Here is a 22,318-nt window from a genome sequence, read left to right on the forward strand (position 1 = left end):
CCCGAAGTGGTTCTTTGCCGTGTCCCGGGCCGGGTTTGTCGCTCGGCCGTGGCAGGGTCGGATCGTGCCAATGCCCGACCTCGACTCATACACCCCGCACCGGACGGTCACCGATGCCGCCTTCGAGGGCGTGACCGTGCCCGGACTCCTCGCCGAGTACTTCCACCGCACCGACGACCATCGGGTCTCCTCCGCCGGCCGGTACTCGATGGACGGTCGCGACCTGCTGATGGCGTGGGGCTTCACCGACGAGGAGCACTGCCGCTGGTCGGCGGTCCGGGATCCGGCCGGCTTCTGGCATCCCGAGACCGCGGGCTGCCCGGTGGTGCGGGTGCTGCGGACCGGTGCGGCGCCGGACGACCCGGTGTCGGGACTGGCCGTCCGCGCGCCGACCGGGGAGTGGATCACCGTCGATCGCGGGCGGGTGCCGGTGCGCTGACCGCGCCACGGCGTGCCAGGTGCAGCGAGACGCCGGTGAGGCTCAGCGCGAGCACGAACAGCGCCAGATGCAGGTACGGGTCCACGATGGGCACGAAACCGATGACCGCGACCGGCACCTGCACGAGCGCGATCAGCGCGGCGAACGCCAGGCGGCGGGGGCCGCGCCACAGCAGCGCCGTCCACACCGGCGCGGAGGCGACCGCGAGGGTCAGTCCGTCGAGGAGGGCGTGCAGGCTCGCGTTGTGGACGGCGTTGTGGGCGAAGGCCTGGGCGGGGGCGGCGATCCAGAGGGCGGCGAGGACGAATCCGGCGAGGACGGTGGTACGGCGCATGGTTCCTCCGAGCGTTACGGAATCGTTGCACTGAGTACTGACGCTACGGACGCTCGGACGCCGTCGTAAAGGGCTCTACCCATTCACTCGCGCGACGAGGTCGCACGCGGCGGGCAGGCAGGTGCTCCAGAAGGCGAAGTTGTGTCGGCCGGCCGCGTACCCGCCGGCGGCTTTGGGCTGCGGCAATGCCCGCTCCAGCGCCTTGACGTCGGTAAGGAGACCGTCATCGGTCCCGCACCACAGGCCGACCGGGACGCCGCGCAGGGCGGCCGCGTGAGTGAAGACCTCATCTCCCGGCGACACAGCGGGGGAGAAGGCCGCCACCGCCCGGACGAAGCCCGGAAAGGTCTGTGCCAGCAGCAGGGAGCCGAATCCGCCCATCGACCAGCCGCACGCCGTGAGGCGGCGGGTGTCGAAGCGCCGCTCGGCGCACCAGGCCGGCAGTTCCTCGTGCACCATCCGTTGGGGATCGTCGCCGCCGGACGGCCGCCAGGACAGCCGCCCGCCGGTCGCTCCCGCGAACACGAACGGTGGATTGCCACGGCGTACCGAATCGGTCGCGAACCGGCCGAGCCCCAGAGCGGGGAAGTCCGCGGCCGTCGTGGAGGCGCCGTGGAGCACCAGGCAGACCGGCAGGCCGCGGCCGTCGCCGTGCCCCTGCGGCACGGCGGTGTAGAAGTCGACGGTGCGGCCGCGCTCCCGCGACTCCCGCTGTTCCAGACGCTCGTCGCCGGCCGGGACGTCGGGAATCACCGGCTCGGCGCCGGACCGGTAGCGGGCGTAGCCGCCGGCGGCCACGACGGAAGCGGCCGCGGCGGCGGTGGTGGTCAGCAGGGTGCGCCGGTTCATGACCCCTGCAACGCGGGATGTCACCCCGCGTGACGGTTCGGCGGCCATGCGCGCGATTATGCCCAGGCGTTGCCAGGGCGCCCGCTCAGCAGCCGGGTCCGGCCGCCTGGCCCTTGACGATGCGGTAGGCCGAGACGTCCCCGTTCACGAAGTGCTTGAGCTGGGCGATCCGCGTCGGCGCCGCCTGGTTCTTCGCCTGGTAGGCGACGATCGCCGCGTCGACGGTCCGGCAGGATGCCTGCTGGGCAACCTTGGTGGCGGTGCGCGTGGCAGTCGTGGTGTTCAACGTAGCGTAAGAAACACCTGCGATACTCACGGTGATAGCGGCGGTCATGGCGACCTCGCTCAGCTTCACAATCTCTCCTGCTCAGTACCCGACATGCCGCTGTTGGCGGTGAATGACGAAGATACCCAGAGTAGTTAGACATCTGCAAGGCTTACGCAGAGTGAGAGGAGCCTCCTCGGGCGACCGGCACGACACGGGAGGGAAATCTTGCTGAAGCGACGCGAAAATCACCTTCGTGCCGGTATGACCATTTCATGGTTGATTTGACGAGGCGGGAAAAGCAGATCATCGGCTGCATGGCGGTGGTGTGCCTGGTCTCTGGCACGGGAGCCGTCGTGCTGGGGGCCATCGACGACGGGCGCGGCGGGGGCACGGCGTCGGGCGACGGGCGGGCGGTGGTCGCCGGCGCGCAGGAGGAGCTGGGAGCGGCGCACCCGGGAGCGCCGTTGCGGGCACCCTCGCGCATCCTCACGCTGACCCCCGCCGCGCCCGTGACGGCGGCGACCGGCGCTACCGTGGCGCGGCCGGCCGCCGGTCAACAGGGCGCGATCGTCGGTCAACAGGGCGTGACCGTTGCTCCACAGGGCACGACCGTCGGCCCGCAGCGCACGACCGTCGACCCCCGCCCGCCGGCGTTCTCGCCGCCTCCGCCGGTGCCCACGCCGACGCGGCCGACGTCACGCCCCCTGCCCCAGCGGCCCGCCACCACCCCGCCGAGCGTCACCACCCCCGCGACGACGCCGGCCACGACGCCCGCGACGACGCCGGCCACGACGCCCGCGACGACGCCGGCCACGACGCCCGCGACGACGCCGGCCACGACGCCCGCGACGACCCCGGCCACGACGCCCGCGACGACCCCGGCCACGACGCCCGCCACCGCCGAGCCCGCCCCGGCGCGGCCGGAGCCGGCGAAGTCGCAGGGCGGCGCCGACGACGACCACGCGTTTCCATGGGCGCCCGGCACCGGCGGCCTGCCCGGCCCCGGCTCGGTGGACTGGCCGCCCCTCGTGCCCACCGGCGACCCGTTCGAGTAGGCGGGGTCATACGATCGGCGTCGGAAGATATTCGTACGCACGGAGGGACGACATGAGCACCGAGACGCTGGAGTTCCAGGCCGAAGCCCGCCAGCTGCTGCAGTTGATGGTCCACTCGATCTACTCGAACAAGGACATCTTTCTGCGCGAGCTGATCTCCAACGCCTCCGACGCCCTGGACAAGCGGCGCCTCGCTGGCCTGCACGACGAGGCGCTGAGGGCCGACGACCCGCACATCGCGATCGAGGCCGACAAGGACGCCCGCACGCTGACGGTCCGCGACAACGGCATCGGCATGTCCCGCGACGAGGTCGTCGGACTCATCGGCACCATCGCCCGCTCCGGCACCGCCGAGATGCTGCGTCAGCTCAAGGAGAACAAGGAGTCCGCCGAGCTGATCGGGCAGTTCGGCGTCGGCTTCTACTCCACGTTCATGGTCGCCGACAACGTCTCCCTGATCACCCGCAAGGCCGGCGAGGACACCGGCACGCGGTGGGAGTCGACCGGCGAGGGGACTTACACGATCGAGGAGGTGACGGACGCGCCCGTCGGCACGGCCGTGACCGTCCACCTGCGTCCCAAGGACGAGGAGGACGCCCTCTACGACTACGCCGACGAGTGGAAGATCCGGGAGATCGTCAAGCGGTACTCGGACTTCATCTCGTTCCCGATCCGCCTGGTCAAGAGCGAGGGCGAGCCGGAGACCCTCAACTCCATGAAGGCCCTGTGGGCCCGGCCGCGCGCCGAGGTCAAGGACGAGGAGTACGCCGAGTTCTACCGGCACGTCAGCCACGACTGGACAGATCCGCTCGAGATCATCAATCTCAAGGCGGAGGGCACCTTCGAGTACGAGGCACTGCTGTTCATCCCGGCGCGCGCGCCGCACGACCTCTTCCAGCGCGACGGGCGTCGAGGCATCCAGCTCTACGTCAAGCGCGTGTTCATCATGGACGACACCCGCGAGCTGATCCCCGACTACCTGCGGTTCGTCAAGGGCGTCGTCGACGCCGCCGACCTGTCGCTGAACATCTCCCGCGAGATCCTCCAGCAGGACCGGCACATCCAGCTCATCCGGCGCCGGCTCGCCAAGAAGGTCCTCTCCACCATCAAGGACCTCATGACGAAGGACCCGGAGAAGTACCGCACCTTCTGGCGGGAGTTCGGCCGCGCCGTCAAGGAAGGCCTGCTCGGCGAGGCCGACGACCGCAAGGCCATCCTGGACATCGCGTCGTTCGCCTCGACCGCCGGCGACGAGCCGACCACCCTCGCCGACTACGTCTCGCGGATGAAGGAGGGCCAGGACGAGATCTACTACATGACGGGCGAGAGCCGGGCCCAGGTCGAGAACTCCCCGCACATGGAGGCCTTCAAGGCCCAGGGGTACGAGGTCCTGCTGCTCACCGACCCGGTCGACGAGATCTGGGTCGACGCGGTGAGCGAGCACGACGGCAAGAAGCTGCAGTCCATCGCCCGCGGCACCGTCGACCTGCCCACCGACGCCAAGCCCAGCGAGGAGACGACGGGCGAGTACGCGCCGCTGCTGACGTGGCTGGGCGAGACCCTCGAGGAGGTCAAGGAGGTGCGCCTGTCCACCCGCCTCACCACCTCGCCGGCCTGCCTCGTCAGCGACGCCGACGACATCACTCCGACCCTGGAGAAGATGTACAAGGCGATGGGCCAGCAGGTGCCGCAGGTCAAGCGCATCCTCGAGCTCAACCCGGAGCATCCGCTGGTCACCGGCCTGCGCGACGCGTACGCCCGGGACGCCGCCGCCGCGGACCTGCCCGAGACCGCCGAGCTGCTGTACGGCACCGCCCTGCTCGCCGAGGGCGGGGACCTGACCGACCCGGCCCGGTTCGCCAAGCTGCTCGCCGACCGGTTGGCCCGTACCGTCTGATCATGATCTTCGTCGCCCGGGCCCGGTTGCGGGCCCGGGCGGCACCAGGCCCGGACTAGGGTCGGATCATGAGCGTTGAATCCATCGAAATCCGGCTCGCCGCGCGCCCTCAGGGCTGGCCCACCGCCGAGACGTTCGAGACCGCCCGGACCGAGGTGCCCGAGCCGGGTCCCGGTCAGGTCCTGGTGCGCAACCTGGTGATGAGCGTCGACCCCTACATGCGCGGCCGGATGGACGACCGCGAGTCCTACGTGCCGCCGTTCGCGCTCGGCAAGGCGCTCGAGGGCGGCGCGGTGGGCGAGGTCGTCAGCAGCGGGGCCGACGGCCTCAAGCCCGGCGACACCGTCCTGCACGGCCTCGGCTGGCGTCAGTACGCACTGCTCCCGGCCAAAGCGGTGGCCAAGGTCGACCCGTCGGTGGCGCCGCTGGGCGCTTACCTGGGCGTGCTGGGCATGACCGGGCTGACCGCGTACGCCGGCCTGCTGCGCAGCGCCGAGTTCAAGCCCGGCGACACCGTCTTCGTCTCCAGTGCCGCCGGTGCCGTCGGCCAGGTCGTCGGCCAGCTCGCCAGGCACCGCGGCGCGGCCCGGGTGATCGGCAGCGCCGGGTCGGCGGAGAAGGTGGCCTTCCTCCGCGACGAGCTGGGCTTCGACGCGGCGTTCGACTACCACGACGCACCCGTACGCGACCAGCTGCGCGAAGCCGCCCCCGACGGCATCGACGTGTACTTCGACAACGTCGGCGGCGACCACCTCGAGGCGGCGATCGCGGCGCTCAACGTGCACGGCCGGATCTGCGTCTGCGGCATGATCAGCGTCTACAACGCCACCGAGCCGACGCCGGCGCCGCGCAACCTCGCCATGGTCATCGCCAAGCGGCTGACGATGCGCGGCATGCTGGTCAGCGACCACGGTGACCTGCGCGACGAGTTCGTCCGGGAGGTCGCGCCGTTGCTCGCGGACGGCACCATCAAGCACCGCGAAACCGTCTTCGAGGGCATCGAGGCGGCTCCGGAGGCCTTCCTCGCCATGCTGCGCGGCGACGCCGTCGGCAAGAACCTGGTGAAGATCGCCTGACGCCGGGATTCGACCGGATCGGCGGGGTCGACTCCTCTCACCCCCTTACCCTATAGTCAGTTCCATTATGAAACTTACTACGTTCTGGCGCTGGTGGGTCGCCGGCACGACCAGTCATCTCGGCTCGGCGGTCGGCGGGGTGGCCCTGCCGCTGACCGCGCTGACCGTGCTGGACGCGTCGGCCTTCGAGATGGGTGTGATCGCGGCGGCCGGCTATGTCGCGTACCTTTTCCTCAGCCTGCCGGCGGGGGTGATCGTGCAGCGCGTGCCGCTGCGCGGCATGCAGGTCGCCCTGGATCTGATCCGGGCGCTCGCCGTCGCGTCCGTCCCCACGGCCTGGTGGTTCGACACCCTGACGGTGGCCCAGCTGGTGGTGGTGGCTCTGGTCGTGAGCGTCGCCAACGTGCTGTTCGACGTGGCGAACCAGACCTTCCTGCCGGAGATCGTGCCGGCCGAGCAGTTGCAGGCGCGGAACAGCCTCAACTCCGGCACCCACGCCGCCACCCAGCTGGGCGGACCGTCCCTGGGCGGACTCGCGGTGCAGCTGCTGGGCGCGGTGCCGACGCTGCTCGTGGACGCCGTCAGCTATCTGGCCTCCGCCCTGCTGCTGCGCACCCTCCCGGCCCGGCGGGTGCGGCGACCGGCCGACCGGCCACCGATGGTCACGATGATCCGTGAGGGCTGGCACTTCGTCCTCCGCCACCCGATCATGGGGCCGGCCATGTGGGACGCCACCGCGTCGAACTTCGTGTCCGGCGCGATGCTGGCCCTCTTCCCGTTCTACCTGGTGCGCGAGCTGCACGCGTCGCCGCTCATGGTCGGGCTGCTGCTCGCCGCCGACGGCCTCGGCACGCTCATCGGCGCCACACTGACCACCCGGTTCACCAACCGGGTCGGCACCGCCCGCGGCCTGATCATCGCGTCCTTCGTCGGCGTTGCCGGAGCGCTCGTCATCCCGATCGGCACCGGCACCGCCGCCTACGTCGCCTTCGCCGTCGGCAACCTCGTCCTCGCCGGCTCCACCGTGGTGCTCAGCGTGACCACCCGCACGTACCGGATGCTCGCCAGCCCGCCAGAACTGCTGTCGAGGGTGATCGCCACGGTCAAGTTCGTCTCCTGGGGCGCCATCCCGCTCGGCGGCCTGCTCGCCGGCGCCCTGGCCGGACCGCTCGGTGCCCGCACCACGCTGCTGCTCTTCGGGGCGCTCACCGTGCTGTCACCGATCATCTACCTGTCGACCCCGATCCGCCGGCTGCGCGACCTGCCGCTCGACGCCGCGCCGAAACCCGCGGGCCCGGTGGCACGCCCGGTGTCGGTGCCGTGATGTCATAAAGGCACCCGCACCCGGCGTGCCCACAGGAAGGTTCCCGCAGTGCCGACGATCTTCTCGCAAATCATCAACGGCGAGCTCCCCGGCCGGATCGTCTGGTCGGACGCCCACGTCGCCGCCTTCCTCACCATCGCGCCCCTGACGCCCGGGCACACCCTGGTCGTCCCGCGCGCCGAGGTGGACGAGTGGACGGACCTCGACCCCGGCCTGCTGGCGCACGTGATGACCGTGAGCCACACCGTCGGCGCCGCGCTCAAGCGGGTGTTCGAGGCGCCCCGGGTGGGTCTCGTGGTGGCCGGGTTCGAGGTGCCGCACGCCCACGTGCACGTCTTCCCCGCCTGGCAGATGGCCGACTTCGACTTCGCCAGGGTGAACTCCAACGTCAGCGGCGAGGAGTTGGACGCGCACCACAAGCGCATTGTGGACGCCCTCCGGTAGCGCGCCCCTCAGCCGGGCGGCAGCAGCTCCAGGGCCCGGTCCGACACCATCCGGGCGATGAGGGCGATCGCCTCGACGCCGGACCGGGCGGGTAGCCGCCGCCCGTCCCGCAGGCGCAGCGCCACCTCCCCCCGGGGTGCCTCCCGCGCACCGATCACCGCCACATACGGGATCCTGCGCCCGGCCGCGTCCCGGATCCGGGCGCCGACCGAGCCGTCGTGGCGCACCTCAACGCGCAGCCCGGCGGCGATCGCGTCCCGGGCGAACGCGGCGGCCGCCGCGTCCTGCTCGGCGGCCACCGGCAGCACGACGAGCTGGACCGGCGCGTACCACGGCGGCAGCGCTCCGGCGTGGACCTCGATCAGGTGCGCGAACAGCCGCTCGAACGAACCGACCAGGCTGCGGTGCACCATCACCGGACGGGACCGGCCGCCGGCGGCGTCGGCGTAGGACAGGTCGAACCGCGCGGGCTGGTGGAAGTCGACCTGGACGGTGGACAGGGTGGACTCCCGGCCCGCCGGATCGACGACCTGCACGTCGATCTTCGGACCGTAGAACGCGGCCTCGCCGGCGGCCACCGAGTAGGGCACGCCGGCCGCGTCGAGGGCCCCGCGCAGGACGCGCCCGGCCTGATCCCACGCGTCGTCGTCGCCGGCGTACTTGCCGCCGTCGCCCCGCAGCGACAGCCGGTACGACGAGACCCGCACGCCCAGCGCGGCATGCGAGCGCACCATCAGCCGCAGCGCCTCGGCGACCTCCTCGCCGGCCTGATCGGCGGCGCAGAACACGTGCCCGTCGTTGAGGGAGATGGCGCGTACCCGGGCCAGGCCGCCCAGGACACCGGACCGTTCCGCGCGGAACATCGCGCCGATCTCGGCGACGCGCAGCGGCAGCTCACGGTACGACCGGTGCCGCGACTTGAAGATCAGCGCGTGGTGCGGGCACAGGCTGGGCCGCAGCACCAGCGCGTCGTCGCCGCCCAGGTGCAGGGGCGGGAACATGTCACCGGAGAAATGGGCCCAGTGGCCGGATCGCTCGTACAGCTCGCGCCGGCCCAGCACCGGCGAGTGCACATGCTGATATCCGGCGCGGCGTTCCAGGTCGTGAATGTACGACTCCACCTCGTGGCGTGCCGCGGCGCCGGCCGGCAGCCAGAACGGCAGGCCCGCGCCGATGAGCGGGTCGGAGTCGAAGATGTCGAGCTCGCGTCCGAGCCGGCGATGGTCGGCGGCCATGGTGTCTCCTTCGGTCTGGGCCGGGGAGACGCCACGGAACGCGCGAGGCCCCGGGCATCTCGCCCGGGGCATCGTCGCTGGAGGTGAGGATCAGCGCGAACGTACGCCGGGACATTCCGGCGCCGTCGTCACCATCCTCGGATTCATGCCGCCGATGCTAGACCGCCGCCACCGCGACCCACGACCGGTTTTCGCGCCGCCCGGTCAGCTTGGCGTTTAACCTCCGGTTCCGTGCCGGTGTCGCCGGAGGCAAGGTCGTTCCGCCGCTATGTCGACTACGTTGCGTGACAGGCGGAGATTCGGTCGCAGCTGGGGTGGTGAGCAACCGCGCGTTGCATGCGGCATGACAGTGCGCCAGAAAAGGCACCTGTTCTTGCTGCCTCAGCCTGTCCTTCCGGCGTCGCCGGACAGGGACGCGTCTTCGATCAGACGCAAAATCCACAAGGAGTCGTGGGCTCTTCGCCAGCTTGGCCCGTCAAAGTCCGGCCAGCCAGCTACATCACGCAGACGCTCAAACTGGAGCCGAATACGGTCTAGACGGTCACGTTCGACGTAACCGAGGTGGCCACCGCTTCCTACGCAGCCGGACGCGAGCAAGAGAACCTCGGCGTCGGCCGCATCCGCTCGGACCTGGCGATCCTTTGCCATCCGTCTAAGCAGATAGCCGAGGGCGAACAGTGCTGCGTTACGCTGATCGCCGTACCAGCAGGTCGGCGAGGTGGGGTCGAATTCGGTGGCTCCAGGGCTTCGCTGGCCTACACGTTTCGCCTCTTTCCGCCGCCTCGCGTAATCGCCCAGATCCAGGAGCCACAGGTCTCGGCTCGACGAAAGCATGTCCATTGCCCTTAGGAGCGCGGCCTCGTCGCGACTGAAATGCCCGGCGACGTGCTCCAAGTAGGCGAACGTGGCCTGATAGCCGACCGGTTGGTATCGCTGCACGCATCCAGCCAGTGCGTTGATACGACGCCCGTACGGGAGCGAGGGGTCACGAGCTTTACGCGCATACGTACCGAAACTCACGGTGCCAGGCTAACGATCTCCACAACCAATATATGGGGCGGCATGCAGCGGTGGTCGCCACGAATCCCGCATGCTCATCTCTGCAACGTCGGACGCCGGCACCAGCGAACTCCGGCTACGGTCAGTGACGAGGCTCGTGACGCCCGCCGCGCACGCTCGGCGGCAGATCCGGATGTTCACTGCGAGCCTTTAACATCGACGCAGTGGAGAAGATCTTACGAGCGGCCGGGCTCGAGTCATATCAGGCGGAGCAGCTGCGGATACATGACGAAACGGTCATCGTGGTGCATCCGGCCGGCGACGCGCAGCAGTTGTTGCGCTCCGTGCGCGCTGCCCTCCCGGACCACAATCCTGTTCTGGCTCTCGACGGCGATGCAGTTCTGGAGCCGGACTTCCATCACAACAGCAGACCTAGCGACCTGATCGCCTGGGTGCAGGCGGCCGACGTCGATGCGGAGTTGGCTCGCTTGCACAGCTTTCGGGAGCAGGACCCGGAGCTGCTCGGCACCGGCGACGAGGGCTTTGACCTCGACAGCTACGACGTGACACATTTCGGTGAGCCGGAGCTGCTGGTCATCCTGCCTCGGCCCGAGCCGTGGGCGGCGTTCGCCTATCTGGATCCCTACGGGGTGTGGGGAACTCCGGGAGATCTGATGCTGGCCGCCGCCCGCCGGTGGCACGAGCGGTACGGTGCCGCTCCGACCACGATCGGGCTCGCCAACGGCTTCACGGTGCCCCGGCCCCCCACCGAGTTGGCAGACGCCGAGCGACTGGCGGTGGAACATGTGGCGATTGCCGGGCGAACCGCGCGGACGAAAACGCGGGCCTATGCCCGCGCGCTTCTCCAACTCGACCGGTGGTGCCTCTACGACCGTCCGTGAGAAGCGCTTGGTCGCGGATTGCTACATCCATACAACGGATGCCCGCCAAGCCGATTCGCCTGGTTTGGTCACGAGCTCATGAAGCCTTGATGAGCTGTGCTCATCTCGGCCAAGAGTTTGCAACGGCGAGCCCGAGCTGAGCGCACGGAGGGTGACTCCTGGTGCAGCAGCCAGCGCGCACGGACGGCGGCATGACAGTGCGTTCGGGACCAGCCTGATTGAGGGCCGACCTGGAGGAACTCAATAATCTCGGCATTCCGATACGGCGGCAGCCGCCTCACGGACCGCGCCGTCGTACTGACTCCTGCGGAAGGTGAAGGGGCCGAAGCTCCCGTAGTCGTGTTGGGAGCGGAATGGCTGCGCGAAACCGCGCCGAGTGACAAGGTCGTTCTCGATGAGCACTTGAGACTCCAACGGCCAGCAACCAACTTCGCCGCAGTCACAGCCAAGCAGAGCGACCACACCTTTGTTTGCCCAATAAGTGGCGTCTGGCTGCCCGATGAGGTACGCAGTCAGATCGCCGAACTTGAAGTGATCGAGCACAGGCCCGGCATACGCGCCGGGAACATCGAAGCCGGCTGCATGCTCATAGCCCGAGACGAGATCGACCAGGCTGACGTTGTCGACGATCGGAAGTAGCTCGCGAGCCCGGTCGGAGCTGCTGTCACCCCAGGGGCGAAGGTCGAACCGGACCCGTCGGATGAGGGGCAATGAGGGCACGCGGCAAGTCTGCACCCAGCAGGACGGCTGGGCCAGCGGGTTTGTCTGATTCCTGAGCGGACTGCGGCAGAAGCGGATGCGACAGCCCCCGTTAGCATGTGTCGAGTGCATGACTATGTGGAGCGGACCCTGGCTGCCTACGAACAGGATCCGGCTCGCTATGAGCGGGCGACACGCGATATGGACCCGGGCCCGGAACTCGACCGGTTTGTCAGACTGCTTCCGTCCCCGGTGGGGACCATTCTTGACGCCGGGTGCGCCTTCGGCCGGGATACCGCCTTGCTGGCGGATCGGGGGTTCGACGTCGTCGGTGTGGACCTCACCACCGCGTTCGTGGACCGAGCCAGGCAGCTCAGGCCCGATCTGAGCTTCCACATCATGGACGTACGTGACCTGCACTTTCACGACGCAGCCTTCGCCGGGATCTGGTGCCAGGCGACCCTGCTCCACCTGACCGACGAGCACGTGACGCAGGCCCTCGCCGAGTTCGCGCGGGTATTGCAACCCGGCGGCGCGTTATACGCCTCCTTCAAGGAAGGCGAGGGTGCAGAGGCGATCGTCGAACGGTTCAGCAGTGACGGCGCTCGCTACTTCCGGTACCAGACCGTGGAACGCGTGACAGACCTGATGACCGCCGCCGGATTCACGGTTATCGAGGTAGTGTGCCAACATGAGCGTGACCGGTACGGATCGGGACACCGAGACCTGACCTGGCTTCAGGCGTATGCCCGAATTTAGGAGATGCGGAGAACTGCTCAATGCACTGTTCTCGGCAGTTCCGCATGTTGTTTGATCATGTACCGGATGCCATGTAGGCGGCGAGGATGTAGTTGGGGTGCCGGTCGAGATTCTTGCGGGCCCGGTCGTAGCGCATGGTCGTTCGGGGATCGGCGTGGCGGGCTGCGATCTGTACGTCGCGCAGGCTGACGCCGGCGTCGAGCATGGTGGTCACGAACGTGTGGCGAAGCATGTGCGGATGCATCCTCGCGGTCTGGACCCCCGCCTCGTCGGCCAGGGCCTTCAGCCGGCGGGTTGCGGCGTGCCGGTCCATCCGGACGCCGTACGTGTTACGCAGAATCGGCCCGTGGTCCCGGCCATCTACGGCGCCGTCGATGGCGCGGGCCACCGCCGGTGGCAGCGGGATCAGGACGGTCTTGTCGCCCTTGCCGCGGATCTTCATCACTCGGTGGCCGTGTTCCTCACCGAGATTGTTGATGTTCGCGCCGCAGGCTTCGAAGATGCGCAGGCCGAGGAGGCCGAGCATGGCGATCAGCGCGAAGTCGTTGATGTTGGGCGACAACCGGGCAGCGGTGATCAGGGCTTCGAACTGCAGGTGTCCGAGCCCGAGGGTGGGTGACTCGGCAGGTACCGGTGGCCGACGGACGTAGTCGGCCGGCGAGTACGGCAGGATCTGGTCGATGAGGCACGTCCGGTAGAAGCCGACCACCACCGATAGCCGTCGCGAGACCGTGGAGGGCTGGTAGTAGCGGGGTTTCCTGCAGCCAGCGCACGTACCGTTCAATGTCGGCCCGAACGATCCGGAGCGGGTCCAGGTCCTGGTCCGAGCACCATGTCAGGAAGATCTTGAGTCGGAGCCGGTGTGCAGCCGGGACTGGCCTCGGTAGCGGCCGAGGTACGCGGCCACTGCCGCGCGGAGAGCGCGGCGGTCGGGAGTGATGGCAGCTTGCTCGGGACTATTGAAGGCAGGCATAGCTCACGGTGCGTCACCACTGAGGAAGGCCGCCAGCGCCCGCGTTGCGACAGATCCGGACGGGGATGGACGCTGTGAACCGCACGGTCTCAGGTGCGGTGACAGCAGGCATGAAACGCGATGAATACGGGTTCTCTGGTTCCTTGTGCCAGGCATCTACGATGCGGTAATGCTCGATCGTGATGGTGATTCCTCGCCAGCGCCGCCCGGAGGCTCTCCACCGCTGAATAACTCAGTGCGGAGAACGGCTATGCGGGTGGTTGTTTCATGGTGGACAATCGCCATTGCCGCCTATGTCGGGTTCGTCCTGTCGGTACCGAGAGCCGTTTCCGCAGGTTGTCATGGATGGGACTGCATCGGCGAACGTGGAGCATGGTGGATTCTCGGCATGGTGTTGGGTCTACCAACATTGCTTCTAGGTCTACTGATCGACAGCATTCTGGTGACGTATTTCCAGGAAGATGCCCACTCCGGTGCAGCCCTCGGGACCATGGTCGCATGGTCCACGTTCGGCGTCCTGGCCATATTTTTCGGATCAGCGTGGCTGATGTTTTATGCCAGTTGATTCCCTGGGCACTAGCGACGCACTCACATCGGCAGAAGCGGATACTGTCCGAGCGGGCCTGAGCCGGAGGAGCTGTTACGCAACGTCACGTTCCACGGGTGTGATGCCGCTCGACAGACCGGTGTCACCGGAGCGACGCCTACTTGCTCAGGGGAACGGCGGGAGGTTTAGGAACCCTGGCGTGACGAGGGCGTGACCAGCGCGTGTACCTGAACCTCGGCCGCTCCGACTTTCGATGCCGGACCAGTTCTCGGATCGGCATGCGCTGCGTGTCGCGGCGGCAGCTTGCCCTGGTCACCGGCCAAGCGCATCGGCTGACCGACCACCGTGGGCAGGACGCTCACACGGGCCGAGGTTGAAACACAAGGTCAGGGCTTGTTCGGCACCACGGAGGTCAGGTCGGCGGTCGCGGCGGGCAGGTTGGGATGATCCTGAAGAGATCGATTCGGCAGAGCAGAGCTGAAACGGCATGTCCGTCACGGCTGATGCTTGACACTCGCGTCCCACCCTGATGCTTGACAAGATCACGTCGTTCGTGGCAGGTCTCGGCGGATGCATTTAGCCGCGGGGTGCGTGCCTAGGTCCTAAGCCACAGATCCATGGGAGGCAGACGAAGCCATCGGTCCGGTGGCCCGGTGAATGCGCGGCCGTCTACGAGACGCAGGTCGGCGTAGTTGCAGCAGTGCGGGATCGGGTGGTGCTGATAAAGGTAGATCCGCAGCGTCTGCTCTGGTGTGTCGTTCGGGATGGCCTGTCCGCCGCCAGGGTGCATGTCCCAGTCCACGACCATGCCGTCACGAAAGCTTGTGCCCTGGTTGCCGCTTTTGGGGTTGCCGTACATCCCGTACCCGATGGTGCCGGGTGTCAGCTTGGCCATGACCCCAGGAGTGGACCCGGTGTAGCCCCACCACTGGCCGACGACGCATCCGCCGGGAACGTCAGTGACACCGACGATAGCCTCCAGCTCGTCGTCGCTGAGCTCCGTCTCCTCCGGCTCACCGATCAGCAAGGCGGTATCGACACCGCGAAGAGGCTCGGCCCCGAGCCGTCGCACCGCCTCAGCGACGTCGACTGCAGCGATACAGGCAAAGCTGAAACCCTCTGGGTCCATCGGACCTACCGCGCCGATCAAGCGACGGCATTCTGCCACTGCCGCCTGCTCATCAGATGACAGAGTCACCCCTGGCGGGGGAGCGCCAAACAGATCTGGCATCGGGCCCGCCAAGTTGAGCCGGCCCGGCGACCACCCGGCAATCATCGGACGCCACGGGTCCGCACCAGCCTGCACCAGCGCACGCGAAACCTCAGCGCTGCCGTCCATCACCGCCTCCCACAGGGGCGTCCGTCCCCACCACATTGCATCGGCGTCGCCGCCGCCGCGGATCAGCCGACGGACGAGGGCAAGATGCCCGAACCTGGCGGCGCCGTGCAGAGGTGGCGGATCAACACTCTCGAACTCGGCATCCATGTGCGAAGTGTCGCAAGATGGAGCCTTTGGCGTCTCGAGACCTGTTGAACGGGTCATACGGCGGGCGACGGCATGCCTCGTAGGTGATGGATCTGGTTCGAGAACAGCTGCGCGCAACGAGCGAGTGAGGGCAATAAGCGCTACTCAGTTGGCCGGGTTCGTCGGTTCAACGCCATATTCGGCATAAGCCGCTATTCCGCGGAGCTTGGCTTCGATGGCGGTGTGGATGCGGCGGACCAGTCGTGCCGGCATGAGGCCATCGAGGTCATTCGAATAAGTAAACCGCCAGTCGGTAAGCTCGCCATCCGCGAACCGAATAGCCGCACGTTCGTGATCGCTGAGCACTCCTGCATCGAAGATGAAGAGGATCTTGTCGCCTTCATTGTCGATGGGCGCCCAGTCAACGACCAGGTGGGCGCCGACGGATGCGGGAAGTCCGAGCTCCTCCGCGATCTCGCGGTTGCAGGCTTCTCGCGGGGACTCGCCAGGCTCGACGTACCCACCCGGGATCTCCCAGCCGTCCTTGTAGCCCGGCTTCACGAGCAGGATGCGGCCTTCTCCATCGAAGAAGAGGGCGCCGGCGGCGACGCGGGGAGTGGCCATAGCCGGGGTGTCGGGTGTCGTCACATCGAGCAGCCTAGAGCGAGTGGATCAGTCGAGCACCCGAAGGCGACGTGCCAGACCGACGAGCGCGGCCGATGGCTTGGTGCGCTGCTGACGGATCCACGTGAGCACGAGCTGTCGCCCGAGGTAGTGATGGCGAACCTGCTCGGGCGCCATTTGCTCGGCGTGCAAGAGAGTCGCCAGCGCTTCCTCCTGCCGGTTCCATGAGCTGTACGCCCGAGATACCTCCAGCGCATGACGGACGCGACGCTCCATCGGCATCGCGGCTGTGTCGACGCGTGGCCCGAGGTCGATAGCGACCTGGATGTCGCCGAGTTCGCCGGCCGCCGCGACCCGATGGATGGCGACGTTGGTAGGACCGAATGCCGTCCAAAGGTGGTTGGCGTCCCGGCCCAGTCTCAGCGCGGCGTCATCGGCTGTAGAGAGGAACGTACGCGCCGTCTCGGCGTCGCCGGCGCGGGCTGCGGCGACTGATCCGGAGAGCAGCAGCGTCCCATAGACGGAGAGCATTTCCGGCGTCGCATCGCGTATGTACCGATCGAGGTAGTCCGCGGCGTCGTTGGTGAGCCGCACCGCGTCCTTGTAGCGGCCAGTCGCGTTGAGGGCGTGCCCAACTGACCGAAAGAGCGACCCGGTGACGATTGGATCTCCTGTCACCCGAACGACGGAGAGCCCTCGCTCAGCGGCAATCCATGCCAGGTCGGTCTCGCCGAGCTTGGTGAGCTGGGTGGCGGCGAGTTGGTACGTCAGCCCGAGTAGGTGCCGGGCATCGTCTTGGTCCTGGCCCTCCAGCTCGTACACAGCGGCCTGGGCGTGCTTGAGGAGCGCCGGAAGCCGGTTGGTCACCAGCCCGAACCGCGAGCCCTGGTATGCCTCCCAAAGTCCGCCGGTCTCGCTCCGCAGCTCGGACAGGTGGGGCGGCTCGACGTCCATCTCGCCAGAGCCGAGCGCGGTGATGCCGCGGTAGTCCATGAGCGCCGACCTCAGTGCCGGCACAGTCTCGAGGCCGCTCTCGTTCGTCCAGTCGAGCGGAGACGGCGCGGCCAGCAGATCGCCAAGCGCCACGTCGAGCACATCGCCCAGCGACTTGATGACGGAGAGCCGGTCCAGCTCGATCCGGTTGTTCTCGATCTTGCCGAGCCAGTCGGGCGTCCGGCCGACGAGTCCGGCGAGGACTTCCTGAGACATGCCGCGCCGCCGGCGGTACCAGGCCACTCGCTCGCCGATGGTCAGCTTCGTCATCATCCCGCGCATGCGCTGAGCATCCCCCGATCGAGATCGTCGACCTCGGAAGGTTTTTCCGGGTTCCGGGCGGGAGCCGGCTACAACCTGTATCGCATGCCCGAGCCCACCGTATCCACCGCCTCTGATGCCTGTCGCTCCTGCGCGGGTGCCGGGTGGAAGTACACGACGCACCGGACCGCTCTGTGGGCGGTGGCTCAGTCGTGCCGGGACACCCGGCTGACCGCGCGCCGCTCCTGCATGGACTGCAGCGGACGTGGACTGCGAACGGGCGCGGGCTCCTGAGACGGCGCCGGGGCGGGTGCTGGCGAACGCGATGCCGGCCCGCCCCGGTGCCCTTCCGTTCGGGGAGGGCGCGTGGTCCCACAACCTGGCGATGTCCTGGACGTCGGTCACGCGGCGTCCGTGCAGTTCGCCGGCAAGTCGCGACTCGTGTTCTGCGTGATCTCAATAAGCCGGCGGCCGACCTACGACGGCTGGGCCTGGCTGACGGGCTACTCGCTGAACCGCTCCGGCATCGCCAAGGAGCGTCGCGAAATTTTCGTGTGCCTGGCCGGCCTTCGCCTCTACGAACCGAGCATCGAGGTATGAGATGACCGTCTTCTTCTCATCGTCCATCCGTGAACACCTGCGGGCCGCGCAGGATCTGCTTGACCAGCACACGGCAGGCAGTGGCAACGCTCGTTGCCCCGCCTGCTCGGGCGAGGACCCCTGTGCGATTCGGCGCGCCGCTCTCCGGGCCTTTGGTAGGTATGGCTGCCTGCCTCGTCGATGGCCCGGCGCCTCACGCCCGGAGACCGTCACCGGCTCTGTCGTCTGGGCCGGCTGGCTCGGTAACGCTCCTCGCGTCGCTCCAAGCCCCTCCTCCGATAGCGACCCTCGTCCGAGGCCTCGTGCCGACCGAGGCTAGGGGCGGGAGAGCCCACGGATCTGGCCCTTGGGGCAGCGGCACGGGCCGGATGCCCGCCCTTTGGTCCGAACGGCGCCGCTTACGAGGGGTCTGCGGTGCCGTCCGGTCGCAGGGCCGCCAGCCATGAGCGTGGGCCACGGTGGCGGACGCGGACGCCGGCCACGCTGACGGCGTACCGGAGGGCCTCGGGGGTGTCCGCGCCCCGCGCGAGTGCGACGGTGAGCGCGCCGTGGAACGCGTCGCCGGCGCCGGCGGTGTCGATCGCCTCGACCGGTGGCACCTCGACCTCGCCCGCCGTGTCGTCCGACCACCATCGCACCGGATCCGGGCCGTGGGTGATCGCGCCGCGGCGGGCCCCGAGGTCGCGCAGCGCCCGGGCGACCGGCCGGTCGCCGGGCGGGCGGAAGGCCGCGGAGCAGGCCGTGAACTCGGCGCGGGGCAGCAGGTCGGCGAAGACCGGGCGCCAGCTGCCGGCGTCCAGCACCAGGGGCCGCCCACCGCGCGCGGCGGCTCTGGCCAGCGCGGGATGGTGCCCGTCGGCCAGCACCGCGTCCGCGGTGCGCAGGGTGCGTTCGAGACTTTCCGGTACGCCGACCTCGCGGCCGCCCGCGTTGCGGCTGACGATCGTCCGCTGGCCGGTGCCGTCCAGCACCGTGACCGCCGAGACCGGCGGCGGCGCGGTGGCCCGGGGGATCGCGTCGAGCAGCTCGACGCCGTGCGCGGCGAGGTCGGCGCGGATCAGGTCGCCGAGCGGGTGCGCGCCGACCGCGCTGACCAGGGTGACCTCGGCACCGAGCGCGGCCGCGGTGACCGCCGCGTTGGTGGCCGGGCCGCCGGCGGCGACCTCGGCGCTGAGGGCCTCGACCTTCTCGTCCACCCCGGGCACCCGGTCGACGCGCTGCACCAGGTCCACGGTGGCGAGGCCGACGCAGACGAGGCGCACCCGGTCAGTCCGCCAGGTCGGAGAAGAAGACCCCGATGTTGCGGAAGACCTCCGCGACGCCCGAGCCGATGCCCCGCGCGATGTCCGCCGCCGGGCCCGGGTTGGTGCCGATGTAGAACACGACCAGGGCGAGCACGATCCAGCCGACAGCTTTCTTCATCGCCGGGTCACCTCCTCGCGATGCCCGGGCGGCGGTCCCGGGCGCGATGCATGATCGTGGCACAGCGGCGCACCCCCGGCCCGCCGGGACGCGCCGTCACAGCGCGAAAAGGCCGGCCGCGTTGTGCCAGCAGACGGCTCGCAGCCAGTCGTCGCCCAGATCCAGCCGGGCGAGGGCCTCGAGCTGGTGGGCGTACGGGTATGGAATGTTCGGAAAGTCGCTGCCCAGCAGGACTTTACCGGCCAGGCCGAGGTCGCGCAGGCGCGGCAGCAGATCGTCGGGGAACGGTGCCATCTCCTCGAAGAAGTCGGTGAAGGCCATGGTGGTGTCGAGCCCGGCCCGCTCGTAGCGTTCGGCCAGCTCCAGGAAGCCCGTGTACTCGGGGGCGCCGAGGTGCGCGGCGATCATCGCCAGGCGCGGATGCCGGGCGAGCACCTCGCCGATGGGCCCGGGGCCGGTGAAGCCGTTGGCGACCGGGCCCGAGCCGGCGTGCACGATCACGGGTGTGCCGGAGTCGGCGAGCAGCCCCCACGCCTCCCGCAGCAGCTCGTCGCGCGGGTCGAAGCCGCCGACCTGCAGGTGCAGTTTGAAGATCCGCGCGCCGCGGTCCAGCGCCGCGCGGACGTCGCGTGCCGCCGACGGCTCGGGGAAGAACGTCGCGCTCGGCAGGCAGCCCGGGGTGCGGTCCGCGAAGTCCAGCGTCCAGTCGTTGAGGTCGGCGGCCATGCCGGGGCGGTGGGCGTACGCGAGTGCCGAGAAGGCCCGCACGCCGAGCCGGCCCAGCTCGCTGACGCGTTCGGCCTCGGTGCCGCGGTAGCGGATCGGCCACGACCGGCCGATCAGCGGGCCCGCCCCGTCGAAGTGCGCCCAGACGCGGCGCTGCATGCGTTCGGGCAGGAAGTGCGTGTGCACGTCGGCGAGGCCGGGCAGCCCCAGGTCGGTCGCGAAGTCGTTCACGCCGCGGTCTCCCGGTTCGCGCGCCACTCGTCGGCGAGCATGGCGAAGTCGAGCTCGGTGCTCCATTCGCCCTTGAAGAGCTCGTTGTGGACCAGGCGGGCCTCCTGGCGCATCCCCAGCCGGCGGGCCACCGCCGCGGAAGCCTCGTTGCGCTCGTCGATGCGCGCGATGACGCGGTGCAGGCCCAGGTCGTCGAAGGCCAGCCGCAGCAGGGCGGTCGCCGCCTCCGTCGCGTAGCCCCGGCCGGCGAAGCGAGGGTCGAGGATGTATCCGAGCTCGCCGCCGCGGTGCAGCCGGCTGTGCCAGAAGAGGATCACGTCACCGACGAGCTGACCGGTCCCGGCCAGCTGGGCGCCGAGGGTCAGGGACTGCCCCTCGTCGGTGAGCGAGGTCCGCGCCCACGGCCCGGCGAGTCGGTCGAGGATGGTCTGCCGGTCCATCGGCGGGAACGGAACGTACCGGCAGAGCTCCGGAATGCTGCGGTAGGCGAGCAGCGAATCCACATCGTTTTCGGTGAGGGGCCGCAGCAGCAGGCGGTCGGTGCGGATCGGATAGGAGGGGCGCAACTCGGGGTGATCAATGCTCAGCACGCGACCATGGTGCCCTCCCAGAGCGTCGCGTGCCCGCCGATTTTCGCGGCGAGGTTTCACGATTCGACGGTTGTCGATCTGGGTACGGCTCGCCCATGACAGCGCATGCCGCTCCCGTGCTGGCCGCGGAGGCGATCACCTCCGCCGGCACCACCCAACTCGTCGTCGCCGCGATCCTCGGGATCGCGGCGGTGATCCTGCTCATCGTGCTCGCGAAGTGGCACCCGTTCCTCGCCCTGATCCTCGGCGCGGGCGTGCTGGGGATCGTCGCGGGCGCCGCGCCCGGCGCCACGATCACCTCGTTCAAGGCCGGCGTCGGCAGCACGGTCGGCAGCGTCGGGTTGCTGATCGCGCTCGGCTCGATGATCGGCGCCCTGCTCGCCGAGTCGGGCGGTGCCGACGGGATCGTCGCCACGATCGTGCGCCGGGTCTCCGGTTCGGCGCTGCCGTGGGCCATGGCGGGCGTCGCCGCGCTCATCGGGCTGCCGCTGTTCTTCGAGGTCGGCGTCGTGCTGCTGGTGCCGATCGTGCTGCTGGTCGCGCAGCGCACCGACGTGCCGCTGCTGAAGATCGGAATTCCGGCCCTGGCCGGCCTCTCGGTGCTGCACGGCCTGGTGCCGCCGCACCCGGGCCCGCTGGTCGCGATCTCCAGCCTGAACGCCGACCTCGGCCTGACCCTGGCGCTCGGCCTGGTCTGCGCGATTCCGACGGTGATCATCTCGGGTCCGATCTTCGGCAACTTCATCGCCAAGCGGGTGGCCGTCGCCGTGCCGGCCGCGGCGATGACCACGGCCGGCGCCACGACGGACCGCTCCGGGGGCGGCCCGGTCGGCGGCCGCGACTTCGTGGACCGCGACGACCTCGTGAACCCCGGCGCCCGCCAGCCGGACGCGGTCGTCGACGCCGGTCTGCCCGCCGGGCGCCGCTATCCGGGCTTCTGGTCCGCGGTGCTCACCGTGCTGCTGCCGATCGTTCTCATGCTGCTGCGCGCCGTCGCCGAGCTGACCCTCGCCGAGGGCACGGTGCGCACGACGCTGGAGGTGCTAGGCGATCCGGTGGTGGCGCTGCTCGCCGGCCTGCTGCTGGCGATGTGGACGCTGGGCAAGCGGGCGGGTTTCGACCGCGTGCGGACCTCGTCGGTGATCGGCGGGGCGCTGCCGCCGATCGCCGGCATCCTGCTCATCGTCGCCGCGGGTGGCGGCTTCAAGCAGGTGCTGGTGGACGCGGGCGTCGGCGACGTGGTCGCGAACGCGGCCCGCGACGCCGACATCTCGGCGCTGGTGCTGGGCTTCCTCGTCGCGGTCGGCATCCGGGTCGCCACCGGCTCGGCCACCGTGGCCACCATCACCGCCGCCGGCATCGTGGCGCCGCTGGCCGGGAGCCTGGACCGGCCCGAGGTCTCGCTGCTCGCGCTGGCGATCGGCTGCGGCTCGCTGTTCTTCTCGCACGTCAACGACGCCGGCTTCTGGCTGGTCAAGGAGTATTTCGGGATGACCGTGGGGCAGACCATCAAGACCTGGTCGGTGATGGAGACGGTCATCTCGGTGGTCGGCTTCGCCTGCGTCATGCTGCTCGACCTGGTCATCTGAGTGCTGGTCAGCTGAGT

The 22,318-nt window shown here is 69.2% G+C and carries 25 protein-coding genes; 11 read left to right on the forward strand and 14 right to left on the reverse strand.

Annotation, left to right across the window (positions count from 1 at the left end; all coding sequences use genetic code 11):
• Nucleotides 1–64: 64 nt before the first annotated feature.
• Nucleotides 65–439 carry a hypothetical protein gene (locus AB0M36_RS12710; RefSeq protein ID WP_364155876.1) on the forward strand — a complete coding sequence of 125 codons (375 nt, stop codon included), beginning with the start codon at nt 65–67 and terminating at the stop codon, nt 437–439.
• On the opposite strand, the gene AB0M36_RS12715 is transcribed toward AB0M36_RS12710, so the two are convergent.
• The 3 genes from AB0M36_RS12715 to AB0M36_RS12725 form a co-directional block, all read right to left on the reverse strand.
• Nucleotides 405–773, reverse strand: a complete 369-nt coding sequence (locus AB0M36_RS12715; RefSeq protein WP_364155877.1) for a hypothetical protein — start codon at nt 771–773, stop codon at nt 405–407. The two genes, AB0M36_RS12710 and AB0M36_RS12715, sit on opposite strands and share 35 nt — an antisense overlap.
• A gap of 75 nt (nt 774–848) precedes the next feature.
• Complete coding sequence (locus AB0M36_RS12720) at nt 849–1,622, reverse strand: alpha/beta hydrolase-fold protein (RefSeq protein WP_364155879.1); 774 nt, start codon at nt 1,620–1,622, stop codon at nt 849–851.
• 85 nt (nt 1,623–1,707) lie between these two features.
• Entirely contained in the window at nt 1,708–1,977 is a 270-nt protein-coding gene (locus AB0M36_RS12725; RefSeq protein ID WP_364155881.1) for a hypothetical protein, read from the reverse strand.
• Nucleotides 1,978–2,162: 185 nt separating this feature from the next.
• Between AB0M36_RS12725 and AB0M36_RS12730 the strand changes: the two genes are divergently transcribed.
• The 5 genes from AB0M36_RS12730 to AB0M36_RS12750 all read left to right on the forward strand — a co-directional run bounded on the left by AB0M36_RS12730 (nt 2,163) and on the right by AB0M36_RS12750 (nt 7,686).
• On the forward strand, nt 2,163–2,945 hold the full coding sequence (locus AB0M36_RS12730) for a hypothetical protein (protein ID WP_364155882.1): 783 nt from the start codon (nt 2,163–2,165) through the stop codon (nt 2,943–2,945).
• 52 nt (nt 2,946–2,997) lie between these two features.
• Nucleotides 2,998–4,842 carry a molecular chaperone HtpG gene (gene htpG / locus AB0M36_RS12735; protein WP_364155883.1) on the forward strand — a complete coding sequence of 615 codons (1,845 nt, stop codon included), beginning with the start codon at nt 2,998–3,000 and terminating at the stop codon, nt 4,840–4,842.
• A 68-nt stretch (nt 4,843–4,910) separates the two neighbouring features.
• Nucleotides 4,911–5,918 (forward strand): NADP-dependent oxidoreductase, encoded by a 1,008-nt coding sequence (locus AB0M36_RS12740; RefSeq protein ID WP_364155885.1) that lies wholly within the window; start codon nt 4,911–4,913, stop codon nt 5,916–5,918.
• Between the two features lie 67 nt (nt 5,919–5,985).
• Nucleotides 5,986–7,242, forward strand: coding sequence for an MFS transporter (locus tag AB0M36_RS12745; protein ID WP_364155886.1), 1,257 nt, complete (start codon nt 5,986–5,988; stop codon nt 7,240–7,242).
• Between the two features lie 48 nt (nt 7,243–7,290).
• Nucleotides 7,291–7,686: an HIT family protein gene (locus AB0M36_RS12750; protein ID WP_364155887.1), complete on the forward strand. Its 396-nt coding sequence runs from the start codon at nt 7,291–7,293 to the stop codon at nt 7,684–7,686.
• Between the two features lie 8 nt (nt 7,687–7,694).
• Here AB0M36_RS12750 and thrS read toward each other — a convergent pair whose 3' ends face one another.
• Together thrS and AB0M36_RS12760 are read right to left on the reverse strand one after the other, a co-directional pair.
• Nucleotides 7,695–8,921: a threonine--tRNA ligase gene (thrS, locus tag AB0M36_RS12755; RefSeq protein WP_364155889.1), complete on the reverse strand. Its 1,227-nt coding sequence runs from the start codon at nt 8,919–8,921 to the stop codon at nt 7,695–7,697.
• A gap of 381 nt (nt 8,922–9,302) precedes the next feature.
• The gene (locus tag AB0M36_RS12760) at nt 9,303–9,941 is read right to left on the reverse strand and encodes a hypothetical protein (RefSeq protein WP_364155891.1); all 639 of its coding nucleotides are present in this window, start codon (nt 9,939–9,941) and stop codon (nt 9,303–9,305) included.
• A gap of 203 nt (nt 9,942–10,144) precedes the next feature.
• On the opposite strand from AB0M36_RS12760, the gene AB0M36_RS12765 reads away from it, so the two are divergent.
• A complete protein-coding gene (locus AB0M36_RS12765) occupies nt 10,145–10,822 on the forward strand; it encodes a DUF4253 domain-containing protein (RefSeq protein ID WP_364155892.1) in 678 nt (225 codons plus the stop codon).
• A gap of 240 nt (nt 10,823–11,062) precedes the next feature.
• Here AB0M36_RS12765 and AB0M36_RS12770 read toward each other — a convergent pair whose 3' ends face one another.
• Nucleotides 11,063–11,542 carry a hypothetical protein gene (locus AB0M36_RS12770; RefSeq protein ID WP_364155893.1) on the reverse strand — a complete coding sequence of 160 codons (480 nt, stop codon included), beginning with the start codon at nt 11,540–11,542 and terminating at the stop codon, nt 11,063–11,065.
• A gap of 105 nt (nt 11,543–11,647) precedes the next feature.
• Between AB0M36_RS12770 and AB0M36_RS12775 the strand changes: the two genes are divergently transcribed.
• Nucleotides 11,648–12,280 (forward strand): class I SAM-dependent methyltransferase, encoded by a 633-nt coding sequence (locus AB0M36_RS12775; protein ID WP_364155894.1) that lies wholly within the window; start codon nt 11,648–11,650, stop codon nt 12,278–12,280.
• Nucleotides 12,281–12,335: 55 nt separating this feature from the next.
• Here AB0M36_RS12775 and AB0M36_RS12780 read toward each other — a convergent pair whose 3' ends face one another.
• A complete protein-coding gene (locus AB0M36_RS12780) occupies nt 12,336–12,989 on the reverse strand; it encodes a tyrosine-type recombinase/integrase (RefSeq protein WP_364155896.1) in 654 nt (217 codons plus the stop codon).
• A 433-nt stretch (nt 12,990–13,422) separates the two neighbouring features.
• Between AB0M36_RS12780 and AB0M36_RS12785 the strand changes: the two genes are divergently transcribed.
• On the forward strand, nt 13,423–13,818 hold the full coding sequence (locus tag AB0M36_RS12785; RefSeq protein WP_364155898.1) for a hypothetical protein: 396 nt from the start codon (nt 13,423–13,425) through the stop codon (nt 13,816–13,818).
• 577 nt (nt 13,819–14,395) lie between these two features.
• Here the strand turns inward: AB0M36_RS12785 and AB0M36_RS12790 are convergent.
• The 3 genes from AB0M36_RS12790 to AB0M36_RS12800 form a co-directional block, all read right to left on the reverse strand.
• Nucleotides 14,396–15,286, reverse strand: coding sequence for an ankyrin repeat domain-containing protein (locus tag AB0M36_RS12790; RefSeq protein WP_364155900.1), 891 nt, complete (start codon nt 15,284–15,286; stop codon nt 14,396–14,398).
• A 144-nt stretch (nt 15,287–15,430) separates the two neighbouring features.
• Entirely contained in the window at nt 15,431–15,913 is a 483-nt protein-coding gene (locus AB0M36_RS12795) for an NUDIX hydrolase (protein ID WP_364155901.1), read from the reverse strand.
• A gap of 24 nt (nt 15,914–15,937) precedes the next feature.
• Nucleotides 15,938–17,164, reverse strand: a complete 1,227-nt coding sequence (locus tag AB0M36_RS12800) for a helix-turn-helix transcriptional regulator (protein WP_364155903.1) — start codon at nt 17,162–17,164, stop codon at nt 15,938–15,940.
• Nucleotides 17,165–17,509: 345 nt separating this feature from the next.
• Between AB0M36_RS12800 and AB0M36_RS12805 the strand changes: the two genes are divergently transcribed.
• Complete coding sequence (locus tag AB0M36_RS12805) at nt 17,510–17,743, forward strand: hypothetical protein (RefSeq protein ID WP_364155905.1); 234 nt, start codon at nt 17,510–17,512, stop codon at nt 17,741–17,743.
• Between the two features lie 398 nt (nt 17,744–18,141).
• Here the strand turns inward: AB0M36_RS12805 and AB0M36_RS12810 are convergent, their stop codons facing one another.
• The 4 genes from AB0M36_RS12810 to AB0M36_RS12825 all read right to left on the reverse strand — a co-directional run bounded on the left by AB0M36_RS12810 (nt 18,142) and on the right by AB0M36_RS12825 (nt 20,712).
• On the reverse strand, nt 18,142–19,005 hold the full coding sequence (locus tag AB0M36_RS12810) for a PfkB family carbohydrate kinase (RefSeq protein ID WP_364155907.1): 864 nt from the start codon (nt 19,003–19,005) through the stop codon (nt 18,142–18,144).
• A gap of 4 nt (nt 19,006–19,009) precedes the next feature.
• Entirely contained in the window at nt 19,010–19,165 is a 156-nt protein-coding gene (locus tag AB0M36_RS12815) for a hypothetical protein (protein ID WP_364155909.1), read from the reverse strand.
• A 96-nt stretch (nt 19,166–19,261) separates the two neighbouring features.
• Complete coding sequence (locus tag AB0M36_RS12820) at nt 19,262–20,122, reverse strand: amidohydrolase family protein (protein WP_364155911.1); 861 nt, start codon at nt 20,120–20,122, stop codon at nt 19,262–19,264.
• Nucleotides 20,119–20,712 carry a GNAT family protein gene (locus AB0M36_RS12825; RefSeq protein ID WP_364155913.1) on the reverse strand — a complete coding sequence of 198 codons (594 nt, stop codon included), beginning with the start codon at nt 20,710–20,712 and terminating at the stop codon, nt 20,119–20,121. The genes AB0M36_RS12820 and AB0M36_RS12825 overlap by 4 nt, the downstream gene beginning before the upstream one ends.
• Nucleotides 20,713–20,807: 95 nt before the next feature.
• Between AB0M36_RS12825 and AB0M36_RS12830 the strand changes: the two genes are divergently transcribed.
• Nucleotides 20,808–22,301 carry an SLC13 family permease gene (locus AB0M36_RS12830; RefSeq protein WP_364155915.1) on the forward strand — a complete coding sequence of 498 codons (1,494 nt, stop codon included), beginning with the start codon at nt 20,808–20,810 and terminating at the stop codon, nt 22,299–22,301.
• Nucleotides 22,302–22,318 lie beyond the last annotated feature (17 nt).

This window comes from Actinoplanes sp. NPDC051346 (assembly GCF_040682215.1).
Classification (GTDB): Bacteria; Actinomycetota; Actinomycetes; order Mycobacteriales; family Micromonosporaceae; genus Actinoplanes.